Origin of the sequence: Brachyspira suanatina (assembly GCF_001049755.1) — a bacterium.
In the GTDB taxonomy this organism is placed as follows: Bacteria; Spirochaetota; Brachyspiria; order Brachyspirales; family Brachyspiraceae; genus Brachyspira; species Brachyspira suanatina.
The window spans coordinates 1,814,646-1,836,287 of sequence record NZ_CVLB01000001.1 but is presented as its reverse complement, the minus strand read 5'-3'; the positions used below and the strand labels follow the sequence as shown (position 1 = coordinate 1,836,287).

At 26.2% G+C, this 21,642-nt stretch carries 16 protein-coding genes and 2 pseudogenes; 8 read left to right on the top strand and 10 right to left on the bottom strand.

Going from position 1 to position 21,642, the window contains the following annotated elements; all coding sequences use genetic code 11:
• The first annotated feature begins 11 nt into the window (after nt 1–11).
• Entirely contained in the window at nt 12–713 is a 702-nt protein-coding gene (locus BRSU_RS07895; RefSeq protein WP_048594814.1) for a JAB domain-containing protein, read from the top strand.
• Nucleotides 714–715: 2 nt separating this feature from the next.
• Entirely contained in the window at nt 716–1,135 is a 420-nt protein-coding gene (locus BRSU_RS07890; protein WP_048594813.1) for a helix-turn-helix domain-containing protein, read from the top strand.
• A gap of 87 nt (nt 1,136–1,222) precedes the next feature.
• Here the strand turns inward: BRSU_RS07890 and BRSU_RS07885 are convergent.
• The 6 genes and pseudogenes from BRSU_RS07885 to BRSU_RS07860 form a co-directional block, all read right to left on the bottom strand.
• Nucleotides 1,223–3,205, bottom strand: a pseudogene (locus BRSU_RS07885) (lysozyme inhibitor LprI family protein).
• Nucleotides 3,206–3,335: 130 nt separating this feature from the next.
• On the bottom strand, nt 3,336–5,264 hold the full coding sequence (locus BRSU_RS07880) for a lysozyme inhibitor LprI family protein (protein ID WP_048594812.1): 1,929 nt from the start codon (nt 5,262–5,264) through the stop codon (nt 3,336–3,338).
• Nucleotides 5,265–5,398: 134 nt separating this feature from the next.
• Complete coding sequence (locus BRSU_RS07875) at nt 5,399–7,072, bottom strand: ankyrin repeat domain-containing protein (RefSeq protein WP_048594811.1); 1,674 nt, start codon at nt 7,070–7,072, stop codon at nt 5,399–5,401.
• Nucleotides 7,073–7,209: 137 nt separating this feature from the next.
• Nucleotides 7,210–9,138: a lysozyme inhibitor LprI family protein gene (locus BRSU_RS07870; protein WP_048594810.1), complete on the bottom strand. Its 1,929-nt coding sequence runs from the start codon at nt 9,136–9,138 to the stop codon at nt 7,210–7,212.
• 143 nt (nt 9,139–9,281) lie between these two features.
• A pseudogene (locus BRSU_RS07865) lies at nt 9,282–10,247 on the bottom strand (Rpn family recombination-promoting nuclease/putative transposase).
• Between the two features lie 118 nt (nt 10,248–10,365).
• Entirely contained in the window at nt 10,366–12,342 is a 1,977-nt protein-coding gene (locus tag BRSU_RS07860) for a lysozyme inhibitor LprI family protein (protein ID WP_048594809.1), read from the bottom strand.
• 215 nt (nt 12,343–12,557) lie between these two features.
• Between BRSU_RS07860 and BRSU_RS07855 the strand changes: the two genes are divergently transcribed.
• Complete coding sequence (locus BRSU_RS07855; protein WP_048594808.1) at nt 12,558–14,153, top strand: potassium/proton antiporter; 1,596 nt, start codon at nt 12,558–12,560, stop codon at nt 14,151–14,153.
• Nucleotides 14,154–14,299: 146 nt separating this feature from the next.
• On the opposite strand, the gene BRSU_RS07850 is transcribed toward BRSU_RS07855, so the two are convergent.
• The 4 genes from BRSU_RS07850 to def all read right to left on the bottom strand — a co-directional run bounded on the left by BRSU_RS07850 (nt 14,300) and on the right by def (nt 17,823).
• Nucleotides 14,300–15,127, bottom strand: coding sequence for a GGDEF domain-containing protein (locus BRSU_RS07850; RefSeq protein WP_048594807.1), 828 nt, complete (start codon nt 15,125–15,127; stop codon nt 14,300–14,302).
• 113 nt (nt 15,128–15,240) lie between these two features.
• Complete coding sequence (locus BRSU_RS07845) at nt 15,241–16,485, bottom strand: M23 family metallopeptidase (RefSeq protein WP_048594806.1); 1,245 nt, start codon at nt 16,483–16,485, stop codon at nt 15,241–15,243.
• Between the two features lie 105 nt (nt 16,486–16,590).
• Nucleotides 16,591–17,253, bottom strand: coding sequence for an HAD family hydrolase (locus tag BRSU_RS07840; protein WP_048594805.1), 663 nt, complete (start codon nt 17,251–17,253; stop codon nt 16,591–16,593).
• Between the two features lie 6 nt (nt 17,254–17,259).
• The gene (def, locus tag BRSU_RS07835) at nt 17,260–17,823 is read right to left on the bottom strand and encodes a peptide deformylase (RefSeq protein WP_048594804.1); all 564 of its coding nucleotides are present in this window, start codon (nt 17,821–17,823) and stop codon (nt 17,260–17,262) included.
• Between the two features lie 196 nt (nt 17,824–18,019).
• Between def and BRSU_RS07830 the strand changes: the two genes are divergently transcribed.
• From BRSU_RS07830 to fliE, 5 genes are all read left to right on the top strand, one after another.
• Nucleotides 18,020–18,679, top strand: coding sequence for an HAD family hydrolase (locus BRSU_RS07830; protein ID WP_048594803.1), 660 nt, complete (start codon nt 18,020–18,022; stop codon nt 18,677–18,679).
• A 1-nt stretch (nt 18,680) separates the two neighbouring features.
• The gene (locus BRSU_RS07825; RefSeq protein WP_048594802.1) at nt 18,681–19,763 is read left to right on the top strand and encodes a tetratricopeptide repeat protein; all 1,083 of its coding nucleotides are present in this window, start codon (nt 18,681–18,683) and stop codon (nt 19,761–19,763) included.
• Nucleotides 19,764–20,304: 541 nt separating this feature from the next.
• Nucleotides 20,305–20,733 (top strand): flagellar basal body rod protein FlgB, encoded by a 429-nt coding sequence (gene flgB, locus BRSU_RS07820; RefSeq protein WP_012670386.1) that lies wholly within the window; start codon nt 20,305–20,307, stop codon nt 20,731–20,733.
• 35 nt (nt 20,734–20,768) lie between these two features.
• Nucleotides 20,769–21,230, top strand: coding sequence for a flagellar basal body rod protein FlgC (gene flgC / locus BRSU_RS07815; RefSeq protein ID WP_012670385.1), 462 nt, complete (start codon nt 20,769–20,771; stop codon nt 21,228–21,230).
• 38 nt (nt 21,231–21,268) lie between these two features.
• The gene (gene fliE, locus BRSU_RS07810; protein WP_012670384.1) at nt 21,269–21,640 is read left to right on the top strand and encodes a flagellar hook-basal body complex protein FliE; all 372 of its coding nucleotides are present in this window, start codon (nt 21,269–21,271) and stop codon (nt 21,638–21,640) included.
• The last annotated feature ends 2 nt before the right edge of the window (nt 21,641–21,642 follow it).

Sequence of the window (21,642 nt, the reverse complement as noted above, 5' to 3'; positions counted from 1 at the left end):
AGGAAATGCGTATGTATAATGATTTTTATAATGATAATACAAAATTCAGTAGTGCCTTAGCAAGCAGTAATGCTGATATAGTGAATGAAAAACAAATATTAGCTTCAATTATCTCTAATGGCATATCCTTAGAGAAAGCAAATACTATAGTAGAAAAACTTTATTATAATTTTTACAATCTGCATAATATAGTTAATGCTTCAGAAGAAGAACTGTCAAAGGTTAAGGGGCTTAATTCAAAAAAGATTAGTCTAATAAAAAGTATTCCTTCTATTTTGGAGTATTATTTACTGAGCAGTTTGAAAGTAGCTTCCCCTCATATAAAGAAAAAAGATTTAATTAATTATCTTATTATAAAATTAGGAAAATTAAAATTTGAAACTTTTTCTATTATTTGTTTAGATGTAAATAAAAGATTCATATCTATGGATCATATATTCAGAGGCACAATAGATTCTGCTACTATATATCCAAGGGATTTAGTAGAAAAGTCATTATCATTAGGAGCAAGTTATGTTATAATATCTCATAATCACCCATCTGGTATATCCAAACCATCAAAAGAGGATATTGAAATTACAAAGGTTTTATATAAAGCATTTTTAATGGTAGAAATAAAAATGATAGATCATATTATAGTTGCCGGTAATTCTTTTTATAGTTTTAGGGAAGATGGTATGTTTGACAAATACAAACATAATGCGGAGGTTTGAGTATGCTTACTACTAATTTAAAGAAACCTTTTTATAATAATATGCTTAGTGATAATAAAGAAGAAGATAATACTAATAAAGAGAGATGGATAGAAGATGATGAGCTTATATCTTCTGTTGGAAAAAATATAAGAGCTATAAGAAAATCACAGACTAAAACAATATCAGAAATAGCAGAAATGTCTGGAATATCAGCTAAATATCTTCAAAGTGTTGAGGTAGGTAAAAGAAACATATCTATAATAAATTTAAATAAAATAGCTAATGCTTTGAATGTGCCTATAGCTATATTATTTAGTTATGATCATATAGAAAAAACTAAGAAACTTTTATATATAGCAAATAAACTTAAAAATTATTCGGCTTTGCAGTTATCTAATATAGATACTATAATAAGGGATTTGAAAAATATCATAGATTGAATTTTTATAGACTTTATCCATCTTCTTTTAGTAAAATCCCTTATATTTTAATATAGTTTTATATTAAATATAAGGGATTGATTTATTTTATTGTATACCCAAAATTTTAAGCATTTTAGCTTCTATCGCTTTAATATCTCCTTTTGCTTCCTGAATAGTTTTTATTTCTGCTCTTCTTTGTTCTAATAATTCTTCCTGACCTTGTTTATCTAAAGTAGCCCTTTTAGCAAAATACGCATCGCTTATAAGTTTGTCAGCTACTCTTAAAGTTCTGTCTGATACTATTGCTTTGTCTGATGCATTCTCTGCTTTAGACATATCAAAGCTGGCATCAGTTTTTAAATCTCCTTCAGGTATTCCATCAAGTATATTGCCTTTCCATTCCAATTTTGGCTGATAACTATATGCAATATAATCAAAAACTTCTGCATTCTTTATTTCATTATTATCAATAAATATATCATATGCTTCATTATTAAGAGTATCCAATAAAATCATTTTATTTTTACCATTTTCTGTGTATATTTTTTGAGTACATCCCAAATCTTGAAAACTACGATAATTAATAAACTGTCCTGTTTCTGAATCAAAATCTATTTCCAAATTATCTTTTAAAAGTAAAGTATAATGTGCTATACCGCCTCTTCCAGTAGAACTCGTATATTCTCCTGAAAGCATTAATTCTTCTTTGCCGTCATTATTGATATCACATAAGAAGAAAGATACGCTATGTAAAGGATAATACATGTTGCTAGCTATATAAGATGAATATTGTTCTATATCAAAGCTGCCTGAATCTATAAATTTAGAGCCTTTAGTATAATCTTTCAAATCATTTGTAGAAATTGAATTAATTTCAGCAGATTTTACTTTATCTATATCTCCAAGTCTGAAATTATAATTTTTTATTTCTTTAAATGAAGCATATAAATTATCTTTTATAAAATCAGGATTATAATAATGCATATTTACTAATCCTTTCATAGTGCTTTCAATTAAAAATGTATTCTTTTTAAACTCAAGTAAATTAAGGTTATTCCAACCGTCATAACAATAAACAGCATTAATATTGTAGTAATTTTGATAATATTCTAAATAGTCTTGTATATCATCATTAGCTAATCTATTATTTATATAAGTTTTTATATATTTGTTCATTATATTTGTATTGCCTATTTCTTCTGCTATTTCTATTGAAGATGAACGGGCAGTACCTTCTAATTCAATTGAAGTTAAAGAATAATTATTTTCATTGAATAAATCTATATATCCATTATCTTTTACAATGTACTTATAGAAATTATCTTTATAAGCATCAGCAACTAATTTTTCTGCTCTTAAAGAATTGGGAGCTTCTATTATATAATCAACTAATTTCATTTTATTACTATAAGCATTATCATCATCATACTTTTCTATCATCATAGATATATTAGTTCCGCCTGCTTTTTTCCATTCTGTTAAATATTTTTTCTCTTCTTCAAAATAATAAAGCGAATCGCAAGCAAAATGAGATAAGAATAAAGCTAAATAAACATCAGCATCTTTTTTATTTAATTTTAATAATTCTTCTCTTGCTTTTTTTAATGCTAAATTTTGATCAACATATAAATATCCAACAGCATAATAATCTTCAACTTCACTATATATACCCTAGTTACCCCAGCTTATTAAGAATTCCAGATCTAATGTAGCATAATTAACATTTGATATAAACTCTATAGAATATTTTTTTCTTTCATCATCATTTGCAAATTTCCTATTAAGAAAATCAAAATTCCTTTTTGCATATTCATTATTTTCTCTTAATTTTTTAAGCTTTTCATCAAATTTGGTTTTATCTGCTCTAACACCTTTATAAACATATTTCATATCAAAGAATTCTTTTTGATTATTTGTTTGTGAAGTATTTGTTTGAGTATTTTGTGCATTGTTGTTTTGTGATTTTTGATTAGTTTGAGTATTTTGTTCTGATTGATTTGTTTCTTTGTTACCGCTGTTTCCGCCGCCACATGAAATTACAGCAATCACTAAAATAAATGCTGTAATTACAAAAATAACATTTTTCATAATAAACCCTCTGTATGTATTGTTGTTTTCGCATTATAAATTAGAATAATTAAATTTTCAACAAAATATTTTTAAGAATAAAAAAAGTGCATACATATATAATGCATACACTTTTTTGAAACTATTAAAATTATTGTAGATTCAAAATCTTAAGCATTTCAGCTTCTATCGCTTTAATATCTCCTTTTGCTTCCTGAATAGCTTTTATTTCTGCTTTTCTTTGCTCCAACAATTCTTCCTGACCTTGTTTATCTAAAGTAGCCATTTTATCAAAATATGCATCGCTTATAAGTCTATCAGCCATTCTCAAAGTTCTGTCTGATACCATTGCTTTATCTGATTCATTTTCTGCTTTAGACATGTCAAAGCTCGCATCAGTTTTTAAGGCTCCTTCAGGTACTCCTTTAAGTATAGTGCCTTTCCATTCCAATTTAGGATTATATGTGAAATAATTAAAATAATCTGAATTCTTTATTTCATTATTATCGATGAATATATCCAAAGCCTTATCAGTATTTACATCTAAGAAAAACATTTTATTTTTACCGTCTTCAGTATATATTTTTTGAATACAGTTTAAATTTTGAAAATAATTATAATTAATAAGCTGTCCTATTTCTGAATCAGAATCTACTTCCAAATTCTCTTTCAAAAGTAAAGTACAATTCACTATATTGGTTCTTATTGTTATATAATCATATCCCTCTGAAACCATTAATTCTTCTTTGCCGTCATTATTGATATCGCATAAAAAGAAAGACGGTGAATGCAAAGGCCACCCAATTTTTTCACTTATATAATTAGAATATTTTTCTTTATCAAAGTTACCTGAATTTATAAATTTAGAGCCTTTAGTATAATCTTTCAAATCATTTGTAGAAATTAACTTAATTTCAGCAGATTTTACATTACTTATATCTCCAAGTCTGAAATTAGTTGTTATCTCTTCAAATGAAGCGTATAAATGATCTTTTATAAACTCAGGATTATAATAATGCATCTTTGCTTTTGGTTCAATTAAAAATGTATTTTTCTTAAACTGAAGAAAACTAAGTCCATTCCATCCATCATAAGCATCTTCAGTATCAAGATTATAATAATTTTGATAATAATCTAAATCTTTATTAATATTATCATTACTTAATCTATTTTTTATATAAGTTTCTATATATTTGTTCATTATATTTGTATTAACTATTTCTGGTACTATATTTAATGAAGAGACCTTATATTTACCTACATCTACAATTGAAATTAAAGAATAATTATTTTCATTAAATAAATCTATATATCCGTCTTCTCTTAAAATATAATAACTTAAATCATTGTTATAAGCATAAGCAAGTAATTGTTCTGCACTTAAAGAATTAGGAGCCTCTATTATATAATTAATTAATTTCATTTTTTTTATATAAGTATTATTATTATCATAACCTTTTGACATCATCATAGATATATCAGTGCCGCCTGCTTTATCCCATTTTGTTAAATACTTTTTTTCTTCTTCAAAATAGTAAAGCGAATCTGTAGCAAAATGCGATAAGAACAAAGCGAAATAAACATCAGCATCTTTTTTATTTAATTTTAATAATTCCTCTCTTGCTTTTTTTAATGCTAAATTTTGATCAACATATAAATATTCAGCCGCATAATAATCATATTCATCAGGCTTATAGAAATCTGCTTCAAAAGGAGAATGATTAACATTTGATATAAACTCTATAGAATATTTTTTTCTTTCATCATCATTTGCAAATTTCCTATTAAGAAAATCAAAATTCCTTTTTGCATATTCATTATTTTTCCTTAAATTTTTAAGCCTCTCATCAAATTTAGATTTATCTACTCTAACACCTTTATAAACATATTTCATATCAAAGAATTCTTTTTGATTATTTGTTTGTAAAGTATTGGTTTGAGTATTTTGTGCATTGTTGTTTTGTGATGTTTGATTAGTTTGAGTATTTTGTTCTGATTGATTTGTTTCTTTGTTTCCGCCGCATGAAATTACAGCAATTATTAAAATAAATACTGTAATTACAAAAATAACATTTTTCATATAGTACCCCACGTATGTATTGTAGTTTTCGCATTATAAATTAGAATAATTAAATTTTCAACAAAATATTTTTAAGAATAAAAAAAGTGCATACATATAAAAAAATATGCATGCACTTTTTATTTTATTATTTTTTATATAGTAAGATAGTATTCTAAATCGTCAGGATTATTTAAATGATAAAGTGTTGCTTTGTCATCTTTTTCCATAACAATATCCATAGCTGTTTTTCCTTCTTTGTTTTTAATGTTATAATCGGCACCCATATTTATAAGAACTCCTAATATACCATAACTTAAAATAAAATTTTGTACGGAAACTATTAATGGAGTATCTCCGTTATTATTTTTTTTATTTACATCAGCACCATTTTTTATCAAATAATAACAAATATCTGATCCAAATTTCACTTTATCTACTAAATATGTTAAAGGAGTATCTCCTGTTGCTGAACATATAGCATTTAAATCCGGCTTCAAATCAATAATATCTTTAGCTAAACCAATATTACGATACTTCATTGCTATTATTAAAGGAGTATATCCGTATCCGTCTTCTAAATTTATATCAGCACCTTTCTCTACTAGGAATTTAACCATTTCTCTATCATTTCTAGCAGCAGCTAAACCAAGAGGCGTAATCTTATCATATTGTTTATTCAAATCAGTATCATCTTTTACAAGTTTTTCTAATGCTTTCATATCGCCTTTAGATATAGCATTCATTAATTCATCATATCCGTCTATATTATTTGAATCTTCACTTAATAATAATTTTTCTATTTCATAATATTTGCCGTCTTTTACTAATTCTATAGCTTCTTCTCTAGTTGTATTAGTATTAAGATTAAAAACATCATTATCTACTAATAATTTAGTTATATCATAATTATTATATGCATAAAGCATATAATCATCAGCTGAGTTTAAATTTGCTCCTTCATCAATTAAAAATTTAGCCATTTCTATATATCCGTTTTCAGCTGCTACTTTCAAAGGAGAATCAACCCAAAAACCGTCAAAAAATCTTTGTGCATCTATATCTTGTCCTATAGATAATAAATATTTAACCATTTCTATATTATTTTCTCTTACTGCATCAGGAATTAAAGTTTCTTTTGAATCTCCTCTTTTTACAAGAAGTTTAAGTATATCAAGATTGTTGTTGCCAATAGCAATATCTGTCAAATAAGTAGAATATTCATAACCATAATCTCTATTTTTATCAAGTCCTTTATCAATTAAGATTTTAGTCATTTCAGGATTATTATTTCTAACAGCATAGTAAAGCATATCAAGACCGCCTTCTGTTTCTGTTTCCATACCGCTTGCTCTGGCATTAACATCAGCACCTTCTTTTATAAGCTCTTTTGCTAAATCATTGTATCCGAATTGTACTGCCAAAAACAAAGGAGTAGAATCTTGATATATATATTTATCACCAAAATTTGTCATTTCAGTGATTTTTCCTTCCAAGCCTTCCTCTGCCAATAATTTTGATATTTCGTATATTGGTGCTTTATATTTATGTTCATTAAGTATTTCATCTATTTTTTTATATCCTGTAGGTATAGGATCCATTTCTGTACCTTGAATATATTCATTAGTATATTTAGTTGTATCAATGTTAATATCAATATCTGTATTATGATTTTCATTTGTAGTTGTTGGATTAACATATACTTTATTAGTTTCTGTTTGATTAGTTTGAGTATTTTCTGTTTGTTCTGTTTCTTTGTTACCGCCTCCGCAGGAAATTATCGAAACCGTTAAAACAAAAATAGAAATAATGGAAATAATATTTTTCATGTTTTTACCCTCTTCATGTATTGTTATTTTTTATGATAAATTAAAATAATTAAAATTTCAATTACAAAATATTTTTACCAATAAAAAAGTGCATACATATAAAAAAATATGCATGCACTTTTTTTAAACTATTAAAATTATTGTATGTTCAAAATCTTAAGCATCTCAGCTTCTATTGTTTTAATATCGCCTTTTGCTTCCTGAATAGTTTTTATCTCTGCTCTTCTTTGCTCCAATAATTCTTCCTGTCCTTTTTTATCCAAAGTAGCTTTTTTAGCAAAATATGCATCGCTTATAAGTTTATCAGCCATTCTCAAAGTTCTGTCTGACACTATTGCTTTATCTGATGCATTTTCTGCTTTAGACATATCAAAGCTCGCATCAGTTTTTAAAGCTCCTTCAGGTACTCCGTCAAGTATAGTGCCTTTCCATTCCAATTTTGGCTGATAACTATATGTAATATAATTAAAATAATCTGCATTCTTTATTTCATTATTATCAATGAATATATCCAAAGCCTCACTAGAAGCTTCATTTAACAAAAACATTTTATTTTTACCGTCTTCAGTATATATTTTTTGACTTTTATTTAAATCCTGAAAATCTTGATTATTAATAAGCTGTCCTATTTCTGAATCAAAATCTACTTCCAAATTCTCTTTCAAAAGTAAAGTAAAATTCACTGTACCGCCTCTTCCTCCGCCATAATCATAATCCCCTGAAAGCATTAATTCTTCTTTACCATCATTGTTGATGTCGCATAAAAAGAAAGATGGATATACACGCCAACCCATTGTTTCATCTATATACTCCAAATATTTTTCTTCATCAAATTTACCGAAACTTATAAATTTAGAGCCTTTAGCATAATCTTTCAAATCATTTGTAGAAATTAAATTAATTTCAGCAGATTCTACTTCACCTATATCTCCAAGTCTGAAATTATAATTTTTTACCTCTTCAAATGAAGCATATATATGATCATTCATAAACTCAGGATTATAATAATGCATATTTACTCTTGATTCAATTAAGAATGTATTCTTCTTAAACTGAAGAAAACTAAGCCCATTCCATCCGTCATAAGCATCTTCATTATTATGATCATAATAATTTCTAAAATACTCCGCATCATCAAAATATAATTTATCATTGCTGAGTCTATTTGTAACATAAGTTTTTAAATATTTATTTATTATATTTGTATTAAGTATTTCCGGTACTATATTTACTGAAGCTATATGAGCTGTACCTTCCAATTCAATTGAACTTAAAGAATAATTATTTTCATTAAATAAATCTATATATCCATTATTTTTTGCAATATATCTAGAGAAACCATTGTTATAAGCATCAGCAACTAATTTTTCTGCTCTTAAAGAATCAGGAGCTTCTATTATATAATCAACTAATTTCATTTTATTGCTGTAAGCATTATCATCATCATACTTTGCTATCATCATAGATATATTAGTTCCGCCTGCTTTTTTCCATTCTGTTAAATACTTTTTTTCTTCTTCAAAATAATAAAGCGAATCGCAAGCAAAATGAGATAAGAACAAAGCTAAATAAACATCAGCATCTTTTTTATTTAATTTTAATAATTCTTCTCTTGCCTTTTTTAATGCTAAATTCTGATCAACATATAAATGTTCATCAGCATAATAATCTGTCAAATCTTCATTATATTTATCCCAACTGCTGAATGTTTCACTAAATGGATCATAATTAACATTTGATATAAACTCTATAGAATATTTTTTTCTTTCATCATCATTTGCAAATTTCCTATTAAGAAAATCAAAATTTCTTTTTGCATATTCATTATTTTCTCTTAAATTTTTAAGCTCTTCATCAAATTTAGCTTTATCGACTCTAACACCTTTATAAACATATTTCATATCAAAGAATTCTTTTTGATTATCTGTTTGTTTACTTTGATTGTCTGATGAAGTTTGAGAGTTGGTATTTTGTGATGTTTGATTTGCTTCTTTGTTTCCGCCTCCGCAGGAAATAATAGCGATCATTAAAATAAATGCTGCAATTATAGAAATAAAATTTTTCATATTAAACCGTCCGTAAGTATTTTGATTTTTGTATAATAAATTAAAACTATCAAAATTTCAATTAAAAAATATTTTTCATAATAAAAAAAGTGCATACATATAAAAAATATGCAAGCACTTTTTTATTATAACTTTTATATTTATTATAAATTTTTTATTTCTTCTATACTCAATCCTGTTATTTTACTTATAATATTAATATCTATATTTTCTTTTTTCACATTTTTAGCTGTTAATATTTGATTTTCTTTAATACCTTCTTCTTTAGCTTTCTTTATATCCAACTCCATACTCTTATTAAAGAAATATGTATCTACTTCTCGTTTTTTATACTTATCCATTACAGGACTATCATTAACAAAAGTACGGCATTTCTTTTCTACTTCCTCAAATATAGTATTTTCTTTCATTAAGATAGACATATCTTCCCCAATTTATAAATAAAAAATTATTCGCTTTTTGAGTCTAGTAAATAAATTTACTAGACGCTCATAATTTTTTATATAAAAAAATTTTACCCAAGAAATGAATTCTCTATGTATATTATCAATATTTTCTATTTTATTAATATCGTTAAAATTGAATTTAGGAAGCTCAACAAAATGAAGTTGACAATGATCTGTTAAAATCTTATTATTATTTAATTCTTTTAATATATAACAGCTATGCACTTTATCTTCATCTGTTAGTATAAAGTTTGTAATATTAATACTTACAGTTGGCTTTAATCCATCATAAAAAGAACCTCTATTTAAACTAGAACTATAATTATAAGCCCAATAATATAAAGCTCTTTTTACAAAATCTTCATTTCCTCTGGATTGTATTTCTATTAAAACAGTTATTCCTTTTTCTGTAGTAGCCTTTATATCAACAATGCTTTCTTTTTCATCATAATTTTCTGCAATATTAAAAGGATTTAATATTTCTATTTTCTTAAAAGTTTCAAAGTCTAAATCTTTAAATACTGCATTAATAAAATTTAAAGCTATATTTTCATTGCCCGCATGCGAAAACAAATAGCGTATAAAATAATCATTAATTCTATTTAAATTTTCAATGGTAACTGGTTCATTTAATATTTGTTTTAATTTATCAAAATCTCTCATAATATTATTATACAAAAAATAATTATAAAAGTAAAGTTTATGAAATTTGTATATTTTTATCAATAAAAAAAGTGCATACATATATAATGCATGCACTTTTTATTTAAACAATTAAAAATTATTGTATATTCAAAATCTTAAGCATCTCAGCTTCTATTGCTTTAATATCGCCTTTTGCTTCCTGAATAGTTTTTATTTCCGCTCTTCTTTGTTCTAATAATTCTTCCTGACCTTGTTTATCCAAAGTAGTCTTTTTAGCAAAGTAGGCATCGCTTATAAGTTTATCAGCTACTCTTAAAGTTCTATCGGACACTATTGCTTTGTCTGATGCATTCTCTGCTTTAGACATATCAAAACTTGCATCAGTTTTTAAAGCTCCTTCAGGTACTCCGTCAAGTATACTTCCTTTCCATTCCAATTTGGGCTGATAACTATATGTAATATAATCAAAATAATCTGCATTCTTTATTTCATTATTATCAATAAATATATTATATGCTTCATTATTAAGAGTATCCAATAAAAACATTTTATTTTTGCCATTTTCTGTGTATATTTTTTGAGTACATCCCAAATCTTGAAAATCTCGATAATTAATAAACTGTCCTGTTTCTGAATCAAAATCTATTTCCAAATTATCTTTTAAAAGTAAAGTATAATGTGCTATACCGCCTCTTCCAGTAGAACTCGTATATTTTCCTGAAAGCATTAATTCTTCTTTGCCGTCATTATTGATATCACATAAGAAGAAAGATACGCTATGTAAAGGATAATACATGTTGCTAGCTATATAAGATGAATATTGTTTTATATCAAAATTGCCTGAATCTATAAATTTAGAGTCTTTAGTATAATCTTTCAAATCATTTGTAGAAATCGAATTAATTTCAGCAGATTTTACTTTATCTATATCTACAAGTCTGAAATTATAATTTTTTATTTCTTTAAATGGAGCATATAAATTATCTTTTATAAAATCAGGATTATAATAATGCATATTTACTAATCCCTTCATAGTGCTTTCAATTAAAAATGTATTCTTTTTAAACTCAAGTAAATTAAGGTTATTCCAACCGTCATAACAATAAACGGCATTAATATTGTAATAATTTTGATAATATTCTAAATAGTCTTGTATATCATCATTAGCTAATCTATTATTTATATAAGTTTTTATATATTTCTTCATTATATTTGTATTGCCTATTTCTTCTGCTATTTCTACTGAAGATAAACGGGCTGTACCTTCCAATTCAATTGAAGTTAAAGAATAATTATTTTCATTGAATAAATCTATATATCCATTATCTTTTACAATGTACTTATAGAAATTATCTTTATAAGCATCAGCAACTAATTTTTCTGCTCTTAAAGAATTGGGAGCTTCTATTATATAATCAACTAATTTCATTTTATTACTATAAGCATTATCATCATCATACTTTTCTATCATCATAGATATATTAGTTCCGCCTGCTTTTTTCCATTCTGTTAAATATTTTTTCTCTTCTTCAAAATAATAAAGCGAATCGCAAGCAAAATGAGATAAGAATAAAGCTAAATAAACATCAGCATCTTTTTTATTTAATTTTAATAATTCTTCTCTTGCTTTTTTTAATGCTAAATTTTGATCAACATATAAATATCCAACAGCATAATAATCTTCAACTTCACTATATATACCCCAGTTACCCCAGCTTATTAAGAATTCCAGATCTAATGTAGCATAATTAACATTTGATATAAACTCTATAGAATATTTTTTTCTTTCATCATCATTTGCAAATTTCCTATTAAGAAAATCAAAATTCCTTTTTGCATATTCATTATTTTCTCTTAATTTTTTAAGCTTTTCATCAAATTTGGTTTTATCTGCTCTAATACCTTTATAAACATATTTCATATCAAAGAATTCTTTTTGATTATTTGTTTGTGATGTATTAGTTTGAATATTTTGAGATTGTGTATTGTTGTTTTGTGATTTTTGATTAGTTTGAGTATTTTGTTCTGATTGATTTGTTTCTTTGTTTCCGCCGCATGAAATTACAGCAATCACTAAAATAAATGCTGTAATTACAAAAATAACATTTTTCATATAGTACCCAATGTATGTATTGTTATTTTTTATGGAATGATAAATTATGACAAACAAAAAATCAATTATAAATCAATTAGTTTTTTGTAAATGTAATTGAAATAATATATTCAATTATATTTTTATTACTAATTAAAAAATAATATTTGTATTTTTTTTAAAACCATATATATTTATATAATTTATATAAATATATTTTTTAATAATAGGTTTTTATGAATTCATCTATATTGTTATCTTCTATAATAATTATACTATGCATAATAGTAAGTAAAATTTCGGTTAAAGTAGGTGTACCATCTCTTTTACTCTTCTTAGTTTTGGGAATGGTTTTTGGTACAGATGGTATTTTAAAAATAGAGTTTAATGATTATAAAATTGCTGAAGAACTATGTACTATAACATTGATATTCATTATGTTTTACGGAGGATTCGGCACTAATTGGAAAGCTGCCAAACCTGTATCAAAGCAGGCATTTCTCCTTTCATTTGTAGGTACTTTTATAACATCTATGATTACAGGATTATTATGTCATTATTTGCTTAAATTAAATTTTTTTGAAAGCTTTTTAATAGGTTCTGTTGTAGGATCAACAGATGCTGCTTCAGTGTTCTCAATACTTCGTTCTAGGAGTTTGAACCTTAAAGACGGACTTGCTTCATTGCTTGAGCTTGAAAGCGGAAGTAATGACCCTATGTCTTATATGCTTACAGTTATATTTTTAGGGCTTATAGGAAAAACTCTTACATCTCCTTTAGCTATTGCCTATATGGTTTTTTCTCAAATAGTTTTTGCTTTGGCAGTTGCAGCGGCTGTATCTTTTATGGCTTATAATATGTTAAAAAGGTTCAGATTTCCTATTAATGGACTTGATACTATATTTGTACTTGCTGTAGCTTTGCTTTCATATTCTTTTTCTTCTGTTATAGGAGGAAACGGATATTTAACTGTTTATGTAGTTGGTATAGTTTTGGGAAATACAAAGATTAAAAATAAAGTTGCTTTAGTTCATTTCTTTGATGGTGTTACTGGTCTTATGCAAATGGTTCTGTTTTTCTTACTTGGACTTTTATCTTTTCCTTCAAGAATATTAAGTGTAGCACCAACTTCTATTTATGTAGCATTATTTGTAACATTAGCAGCAAGACCTATAGCTGTATTTGCCATATTAACACCATTTAAAATATCATTGAAAAAGCAGATTCTTGTTATGGCAGCAGGACTTAGAGGAGCAGCTTCTATAGTATTTGCTATATTTGTAATAGTTAATAATAATTCTATAAGTTATGATATATTTCATGTGGTATTTTTCCTAGCTATAATATCTGTATTGCTTCAGGGTACATTGCTTCCTATAATAGCTAAAAAGCTTGATTTGGTAGACTCTGATGAAGATGTACTTAAAACTTTCAACGACTATGTTGATGATTCAGATATGGAGCTTATACAGGTGAAAATACCTCCTACACATCATTGGGTTGGAAGACCTATTATGGAAATAGAACTTCCTGAAGAATCTATTATAGTAACAGTTGAAAGGGGAGATAGTACTATTATTCCTCATGGTAAAACTGTAATAGAGCAGGGGGATGTTGTTATACTTAATGCTAAAAAAACTAAATATTATGATATTAGTCTTAGAGAGATACATATTAATAATCGTCATCCTTGGAAAGATAAGCAATTAAAAGATTTAAATTTACCTAAAAATAATTTAATAGTTATGATAAAAAGGGAAGGTGGAACTGTTATACCCAGAGGAAATACAACTATTAAATATAAAGATATAGTTCTTCTTAGAGATATTTAAATTTTTATATTTATTTTTTACCATAGTTTGTGGTAATGGTTATATTATATAGTATTTTTCATAAATAATCTCCCACTTTTATTTAGCTTTAACATACTAAAGCTAAATAAAAGTGACTATTATTTCTAATCTTTCCAAAAAATTAATTAAAAATCTAATATAACAGATTTGTTTCTTCCTGTTTCTTTGGCATTATATAATGATTGATCTGCTTTATTTATAAAAGTTCTTAAAGTGGTATTTTCTTCTTTTATAGCACCGCCTAAAGATGCTGTTGCTTTTAGGGAGTATTCTTCTGTAGATAAATCTGTCTCTATTATTGAACTTCTTATTTCTTCCATAGCATTGAGAAGATCTTTTTTATTATCGATATCAAATACTATAATAAATTCTTCTCCTCCATATCTTGCTAATACAGATTTATATTTCATGTTTTTTAAAGAGTTTTTCATTACTTGTGATACTAATTTTAATACATGATCTCCTATATTATGTCCGTAAGTATCATTATAATGTTTGAATTTATCTAGATCAACTATAACTATAGAATATATTTCATTAGTAATTTCTTTTTCCTGCAGATATTTTATTATATATCCTCGATTGTATAAACCTGTGAGCTTATCTCTGTTTGCCAGAAATGAAAGTTTTTCGCTATATAATATTATTGATAAATAATTTATGAGTATTTGTATCTTATCTTCGTTTTTATCTGTATTAATTATTATATATCCGAATTTATTACCTCTAGCAAATAATGTATATTCTTTATTATTTGTTTTGTCATTAATAACTAATTTATTCTTAGATGTATACCATAATCTTGCTTCTCCTATTTCTTCTTTGTAAAAGTAGACAGCAAAACTTTTGATAAAATCTTTAGAGCTTGCTTCAAAAGTCTTTATTATTCCGTCTACAGAAAAAGGTTCTGGTATATCATTTAGGATATTAATTACTTTAATAACATCATTCATAATTGAAACATTATACAAAAATCAAAATATATTGCAAATACTAATAATTTCTGAAATATAAAAAATAAGGGACTCTTATTATAAGAATCCCTTTATTTATTATTAAATATTTATTATCTTCTTCCTCTTAAGAATTTTTTTATAGGTATAAAATCAGCAGGGTTTAATGCCACACCATTTCTTCTAACTTCAAAATGTAAGTGACTTCCTGTAGATCTTCCTGTGCTTCCCATTCTTCCTATCATAACGCCAACACCTACAGTAGCACCTGCTTTTGTAGTTATTGAATTAAGGTGTCCGTAATATGTAGTATAACCCTTATCATGACGAACTATTACTAAATTACCATAACCTCCGCTGTATCCGGCAAATATTACTTTTCCTTTTCTAGCTGCATATACAGGAGTATTAAGTCTTCCAGGTATATCAACGCCCATATGTTTAGTTCTAACACCTGTTATAGGGTGAACTCTATATCCAAATACACTGCTTATTCTAGTTATAGTAGTAGGAATGCTGAACATTTGTCCGAATTTATCTATTCTTTCATCTAAAGTATATTTAGCTCCTGGTAGGAATATATCATCTCCAACTTCAATGTCATTAGGATCGCTTATTTTATTGAAAGAAAGAACTCTATTTAATGATACATCATATCTTTCAGCGATTTCTTCTATAGATTCATCTTTTTTTATTGTGTATAATAATCCGTTACGATTAGGTATTACGATTTTTTGTCCAGGTCTTAATCTATTGGCATTAGTTATTTTATTAACACTAACTAAAGTATCTAAATTGGCACCTATTTTTCTTGATATTGTAGTAAGATTATCACCTTCTTCTATGATATATTCATCATATTTCATTCCAATAGTGCCATCTCCAACCAAAGTATTATCAGAAGCTATAGAATTATAGAATATATCTGTAGCATTTTCTAATGTTACAGCTGATGTTACCGTAGGTACTTCTGATATGCTTGAAGTATTATAGCTTACTTGTTCTGGTGATATTTCATCCAATATTTTAGAATATGCTTCATTAGCAAGTGCTTTATCATCAGGTAAAACCACTCCTTTAGAAGTATGACGCATATTAATTATTAAAAAATTAGCTAAAATCATAAATAACGATAATGATATTACAGCTAATGAAAACTTTTTAATTATTGTTAGAAATATGTTATTTTTTTTGTTATTTCCTATATATCTTGTAGAATGAACATAAGTTGTTCTTATTCTTTGAATATTATTACTATTACTTAATTTTGATTTGATTTTGAATAATATATCCTCTATGTAAGAAGAAATAGTATTATTATCTCGGATTTTAGTGTACTTAAATTTATTATTTTTCATATTGTTACTGTTACTGTTAAATTAATACTTATCATATTACTAATAAATAATTCATTCTAATATACAAATATTTTATAGTATTGTCAAGTATATAATTTTTTTAAATTAAAATTTTTTATTAATTATATAATCGGCAATCTCATTGAATGAATTTAAATAATAATTGTTTTTTAATTCTAACAAAATGTTTTTATCTGTTATTCCATATAGAACTAATAAACATTTTATACCTGCATTACAAGCAAATTCATAATCAGGTATTCCGTCTCCAACCATAATAGTTTCATCTTCTGTTAAATCATAATCTTTTTTTAAACTATGCCATATATTAACATCAGGTTTCCTGTATGGATAAACACCATCTCCTATAATTGCTTTGAAATATTTAGATATATTTAGTTTTTCTGTAGTTTTTAGAGTCATTTTATTAGGTTTATTACTTATTACAAACATATTAATATTATGATTGTATAATAGTTCTAAGGTTTCATAAACTCCATCATAAAGTTTTGTATTATCAACACAATGTTGTTCATAGTATTTGAGGTAAAATTGGTATATTTCCTCTTCATTTTCAGTACTATCACTATATTTATTAGCAGCTTTTTTTACTAGTCTTCCTGCGCCTTTTCCAACAAATTGACGGGCATCTTCTAAAGATATAGTTTTTATATTAAAATGTGTTAATGCAGAATTTACACAATTATATATATCTAATATAGAATCAGCTAAAGTTCCGTCTAAATCGAATATTATATTTTTTATCATAATTAATCAGCTATTTTTTAACATTTCTCTGTTGCTTGCCTTTTTTATGCCTCTAACTGTATTGTTTCTGAGTTCTTTTAATTCTCTTTTTAATCTTCTCTTCTGATATGATTCTAATCTGTCTATAAATGATATTCCATTTGTATGATCTATTTCATGCTGAAGTACTTTAGCTATGTAATTTTCAGCTTCAAGTATCTGTTCATTACCGTCTCTGTCCAAATATTTTACTTTAATTTGAGTATATCTAGCAACATCATCTCTTATTTCAGGGAAAGAAAGACATCCTTCTTCTAAACTTTCAGTTTCATCATTATGCCATATTATCTCTGGATTTATTAAGGCTAATTTGAAATCAGGTTTTTCTTCATCATCAAAATCAGGAACAGATATAACTACAAGTCTCTTCAATACTCCTATCTGAACAGCAGCAAGTCCTACTCCTCTCTCTTTATACATAGTTTCAAACATATCATCTATTAAAGTGAGTATTTCATCATCTATTTTTTCTATCTTTTCTGATACTTTCTGCAGTCTATCATCTCCGTATATCACTAATTCTCTTAGCATATTATCTCCTAAAATTATATATATTTATAAACTATTATTTATAACAATTATTAATTAATATTAAATCTAATATATAATATTAAATTTTTTATTTATAGTCAAGCGATTTTTTAGTTTACATAATTTTTTTATTAATTATAAGTTAAAATCTGAAAATTCCTTTGACAAATGATTTTTTTGTAGTAGAATACATTTTATGATGAGAGTTGCATATTTCGATTTGGATAAAACTATATTAAATAAAGATTCCATATTTCCATTTATGATGTTCTATTTAAAAAAAAATCCTTCAAGTATAATGCATTATATAGCTTTGATACCTTATTTTTTATTATTTTGTTTAAAAATAATAGATAATCAAAAAATAAAATACCAAATAGCACATATATTCAAAAATATAGATATAGAATTTGGAGATAAAATAGGTAAAGAATTTGCTGATGAGGTTGTACCTTCTTTATATTATAAGGATGCTTTAGAAGAGATAAAGAAGCTAAAAAATCAGGGATATACATTGATTTTAGTTACTGCTAGTTTTGAGATTTATGCTAAATATATAGCTGAAAATTTAGGTTTTGATAGATGTATGGGTACTGAGTTATGGACTTTTAGGGGAAAATATACAGGATATATGTACGGTAAAAATTGTTATGGTGCTGCTAAAAGATACAGATTATTTACTGAGCATTTTTTTCCTCATCATAGCGATAAAAATATAGCATACAGCGATTCTATAAGTGATTTACCTCTTTTTAATTTTGCCGACACTAAAGTATGCGTTAATCCTGATAATAAATTAAAAGAGCATGCTTTAAAAAATAAAGATAAAGGTTTTACTATAGTTAATTGGAGATAATATGACTGAAAATATTAATAATGTCTATGATAATGCAGCAATAGATGAAGATATTAAAGATATCATCAAAGAAAATAATGATATTATTGCAGAAAAAATTAATAATCTTATAGATATAAATAATATTTCTTATGCCAAAAAATTAGCTTTAGAACTGATAAAAAAAGATAATAAATACAAATATGGATACTTAGTTTTAATTGACATATATTATGAAGAAAATGATTTCAAATCTGTAATAGAATTGATTGATAATGCTCTTAATTTTATAAAAGATGATAAAGATTTACTTGAAAACAAGATAGAGGCACTTATAAGCACTTATGAATATGAAGAAGCAAAGAATGTAATAGAAAAGCTGATATCTTTTGGCAATGCTGATTCAAGTGTTTACGGACAGTACGGAATTTTACTTTCTATAGAAGGAAAACATAATGAGGCTATAGAAAAATATAAAAAAGCCATATCAATAGATAATGAAGATGTTTTATCTATGATTAATATGTCTGTAGCTTATAGAGCATTATATAAATATGATGATGCCTTGAATATTTTAGACAGAGCATTAACTATAAATAAAAATGATTCAAATATTATAAACAGAATAAATAATATAAAATATTTAATAGGTAATTCAAAATTTGATACAGGAAGATTAACAGCAATACAGGCTAATCCTGACAGATTTAATTTATTAGTTCCTGAAAATTTCGATGCCTCTATAGAAGGATCTTTATTAAAAATAGAAAGTTCTGATAAGAGAATATCAATGATCATAAGCTATAGCGATAAAAAATATGATGAAGTTGCTATAAAAGAGCTTTTTGACGGATTTAGAAGCAGAAGAGGGGAGCTTTACTCTATAATTACACCTATATCAATAAGACAAAGAGAAGAATATAATGATTTATTTGCAGAGTATATATTCATATCAAAGATAAATAAAAATGATTTCTTTAATGCTATAACTGTAGTAGGTAAAGGCGAAGAATCTATAATACTTACAATATCAGCAACTGTTACAGTGAGCAGTAATTTAATATCATTCGCTAAAGAAGTTATGAATAGTTTGTATTTCAAATAAAAATATAAAATTTAATCTAATTATAATACATTTTATAAAATAGTATTTTACGATATTGATTGTTAAATTAATATATACTAAAAATTTTTAAGTTTGTCAATTTTTTTATTCAACTTTTTCCCGCCGCTTACGCTCTGAGGGCTTCGCCAAAGTTGCAAAAAGTGCAAGTATAAAATTAGTAGTAAATTATATTAAAATTGTATTACATGTAAGATACTTTATTAAATTAAATCCAAATATAGCCTTTCGCGAAGCGTATCCGAGTTTATCGATGATATAAGCTTCTCGCCTGCCGAAGGCACGCACAGCGAGGCAGGATTCGCCTGTGGCAACACTGAGTAGGTCCTTGCTTACGGCACGCAGAGCGGTGGGTAAAGCCACCACAAACAATAAAATTAAAAAATTAAAATTGACAAAATATAGTTGTTTAGGTATATACCAATATAATTTACATAATATAATCCTAAAAAATTGTTAAAGCACTTTTTCATTAAACCGACAATATTCATAAGTATAATTTTATAATTTAGAGGTTATAACTATGAGTATGTTTGCTGATACAACCTATGCTAAAACTATGACAGTAGCCAAGAAGCTTTTAAATGTTTATGGACTTAGAGCTGAGGTTATAGCCGATAATATAGCAAATGTATCTACACCTAATTTCAAAAGAAGCGATGTAACTTTTGAATATCAGCTTGCTAGAGCTTTAGACAGTGAAAATTATAATGGTATGGAAGCTAAAAGAACTGATTCAAGACATTTTCCTTTTCATATGCCTATGGATTATAAACAAGTTTCACCTACTATTACAGTAGATTATGATACTAGCTATAGAAATGATAAAAATAATGTGGACATAGATAAAGAAATGGCTGAAGAAGCTAAAAACACTTTAAGATATCAAATGTTTACGCAAATAGTTAATGCTCAATATAGAGAAATCAGAAGAATGATAGGTAATGCTTAATCAGTATTATTTAAATTATTAAAGGAGTAACAGAAATGGGAATATTTTCAATTATAAATACATCAGGAAGCGGTTTAACTGCTCAAAGAACTAGATTAGATGTTATAGCTGATAATATAGCAAATGTTAATACAACAAGAACTACAGAGGGCGGAGCTTTCAGAAGAAGCAGAGTAATATTCAAGCCTAGAGATGACGGCAATAAATACAGAAGCCCATTTTTACCAGATGCTTTACAACCTAATGTTGGTACAGGAGTAAGAGTATTCAGCATAGAAAAGGATATGGAAACTGCAACTAGATTTGTATATGATCCTTCTCATCCTGATGCTATCAAATATGGTGAAAAAGCTGGTTATGTAGAAATGCCTAACGTTAACCCTGTTACAGAAATGGTTGATATGATGGAGGCTTCAAGAGCTTATGAAGCAAACTCTACTATGATTCAGTCAGCTAAAACTATGTTTGGAAGTGCTTTGAATATAATAAGATATTAATTTTTTTACTACAGCAATAATATTTTAAGGATATTTTTATGAATATTAATAATGTAATGAATGCTTATAGTATGAATAATACAAGAACAGGTAATGTAGGAGATAATTACGGATTTGTACTTAAAACTACTGACCCTAGACATTATGGACCTGCTCAGCAGTTAAGAAGAAGTTCAAGCAATGATTTAATAAGCAATTTCGGTACAATGTTAAGCGATGCCATTGATGCTGTAAATCAGAAACAGGTTGACAGAGATAATATAATAGTTCAAGCTGGTATTAGACCTGATCAGGTTGATGTATCAGATGTAATGAACGCCATTGCTGAAGCTGAATTATCTCTTAGCTTTACAAAAGCTGTAATTGATAGAGCTGTAAGAGCTTATCAAGAAGTAACTACTTATAGATAATA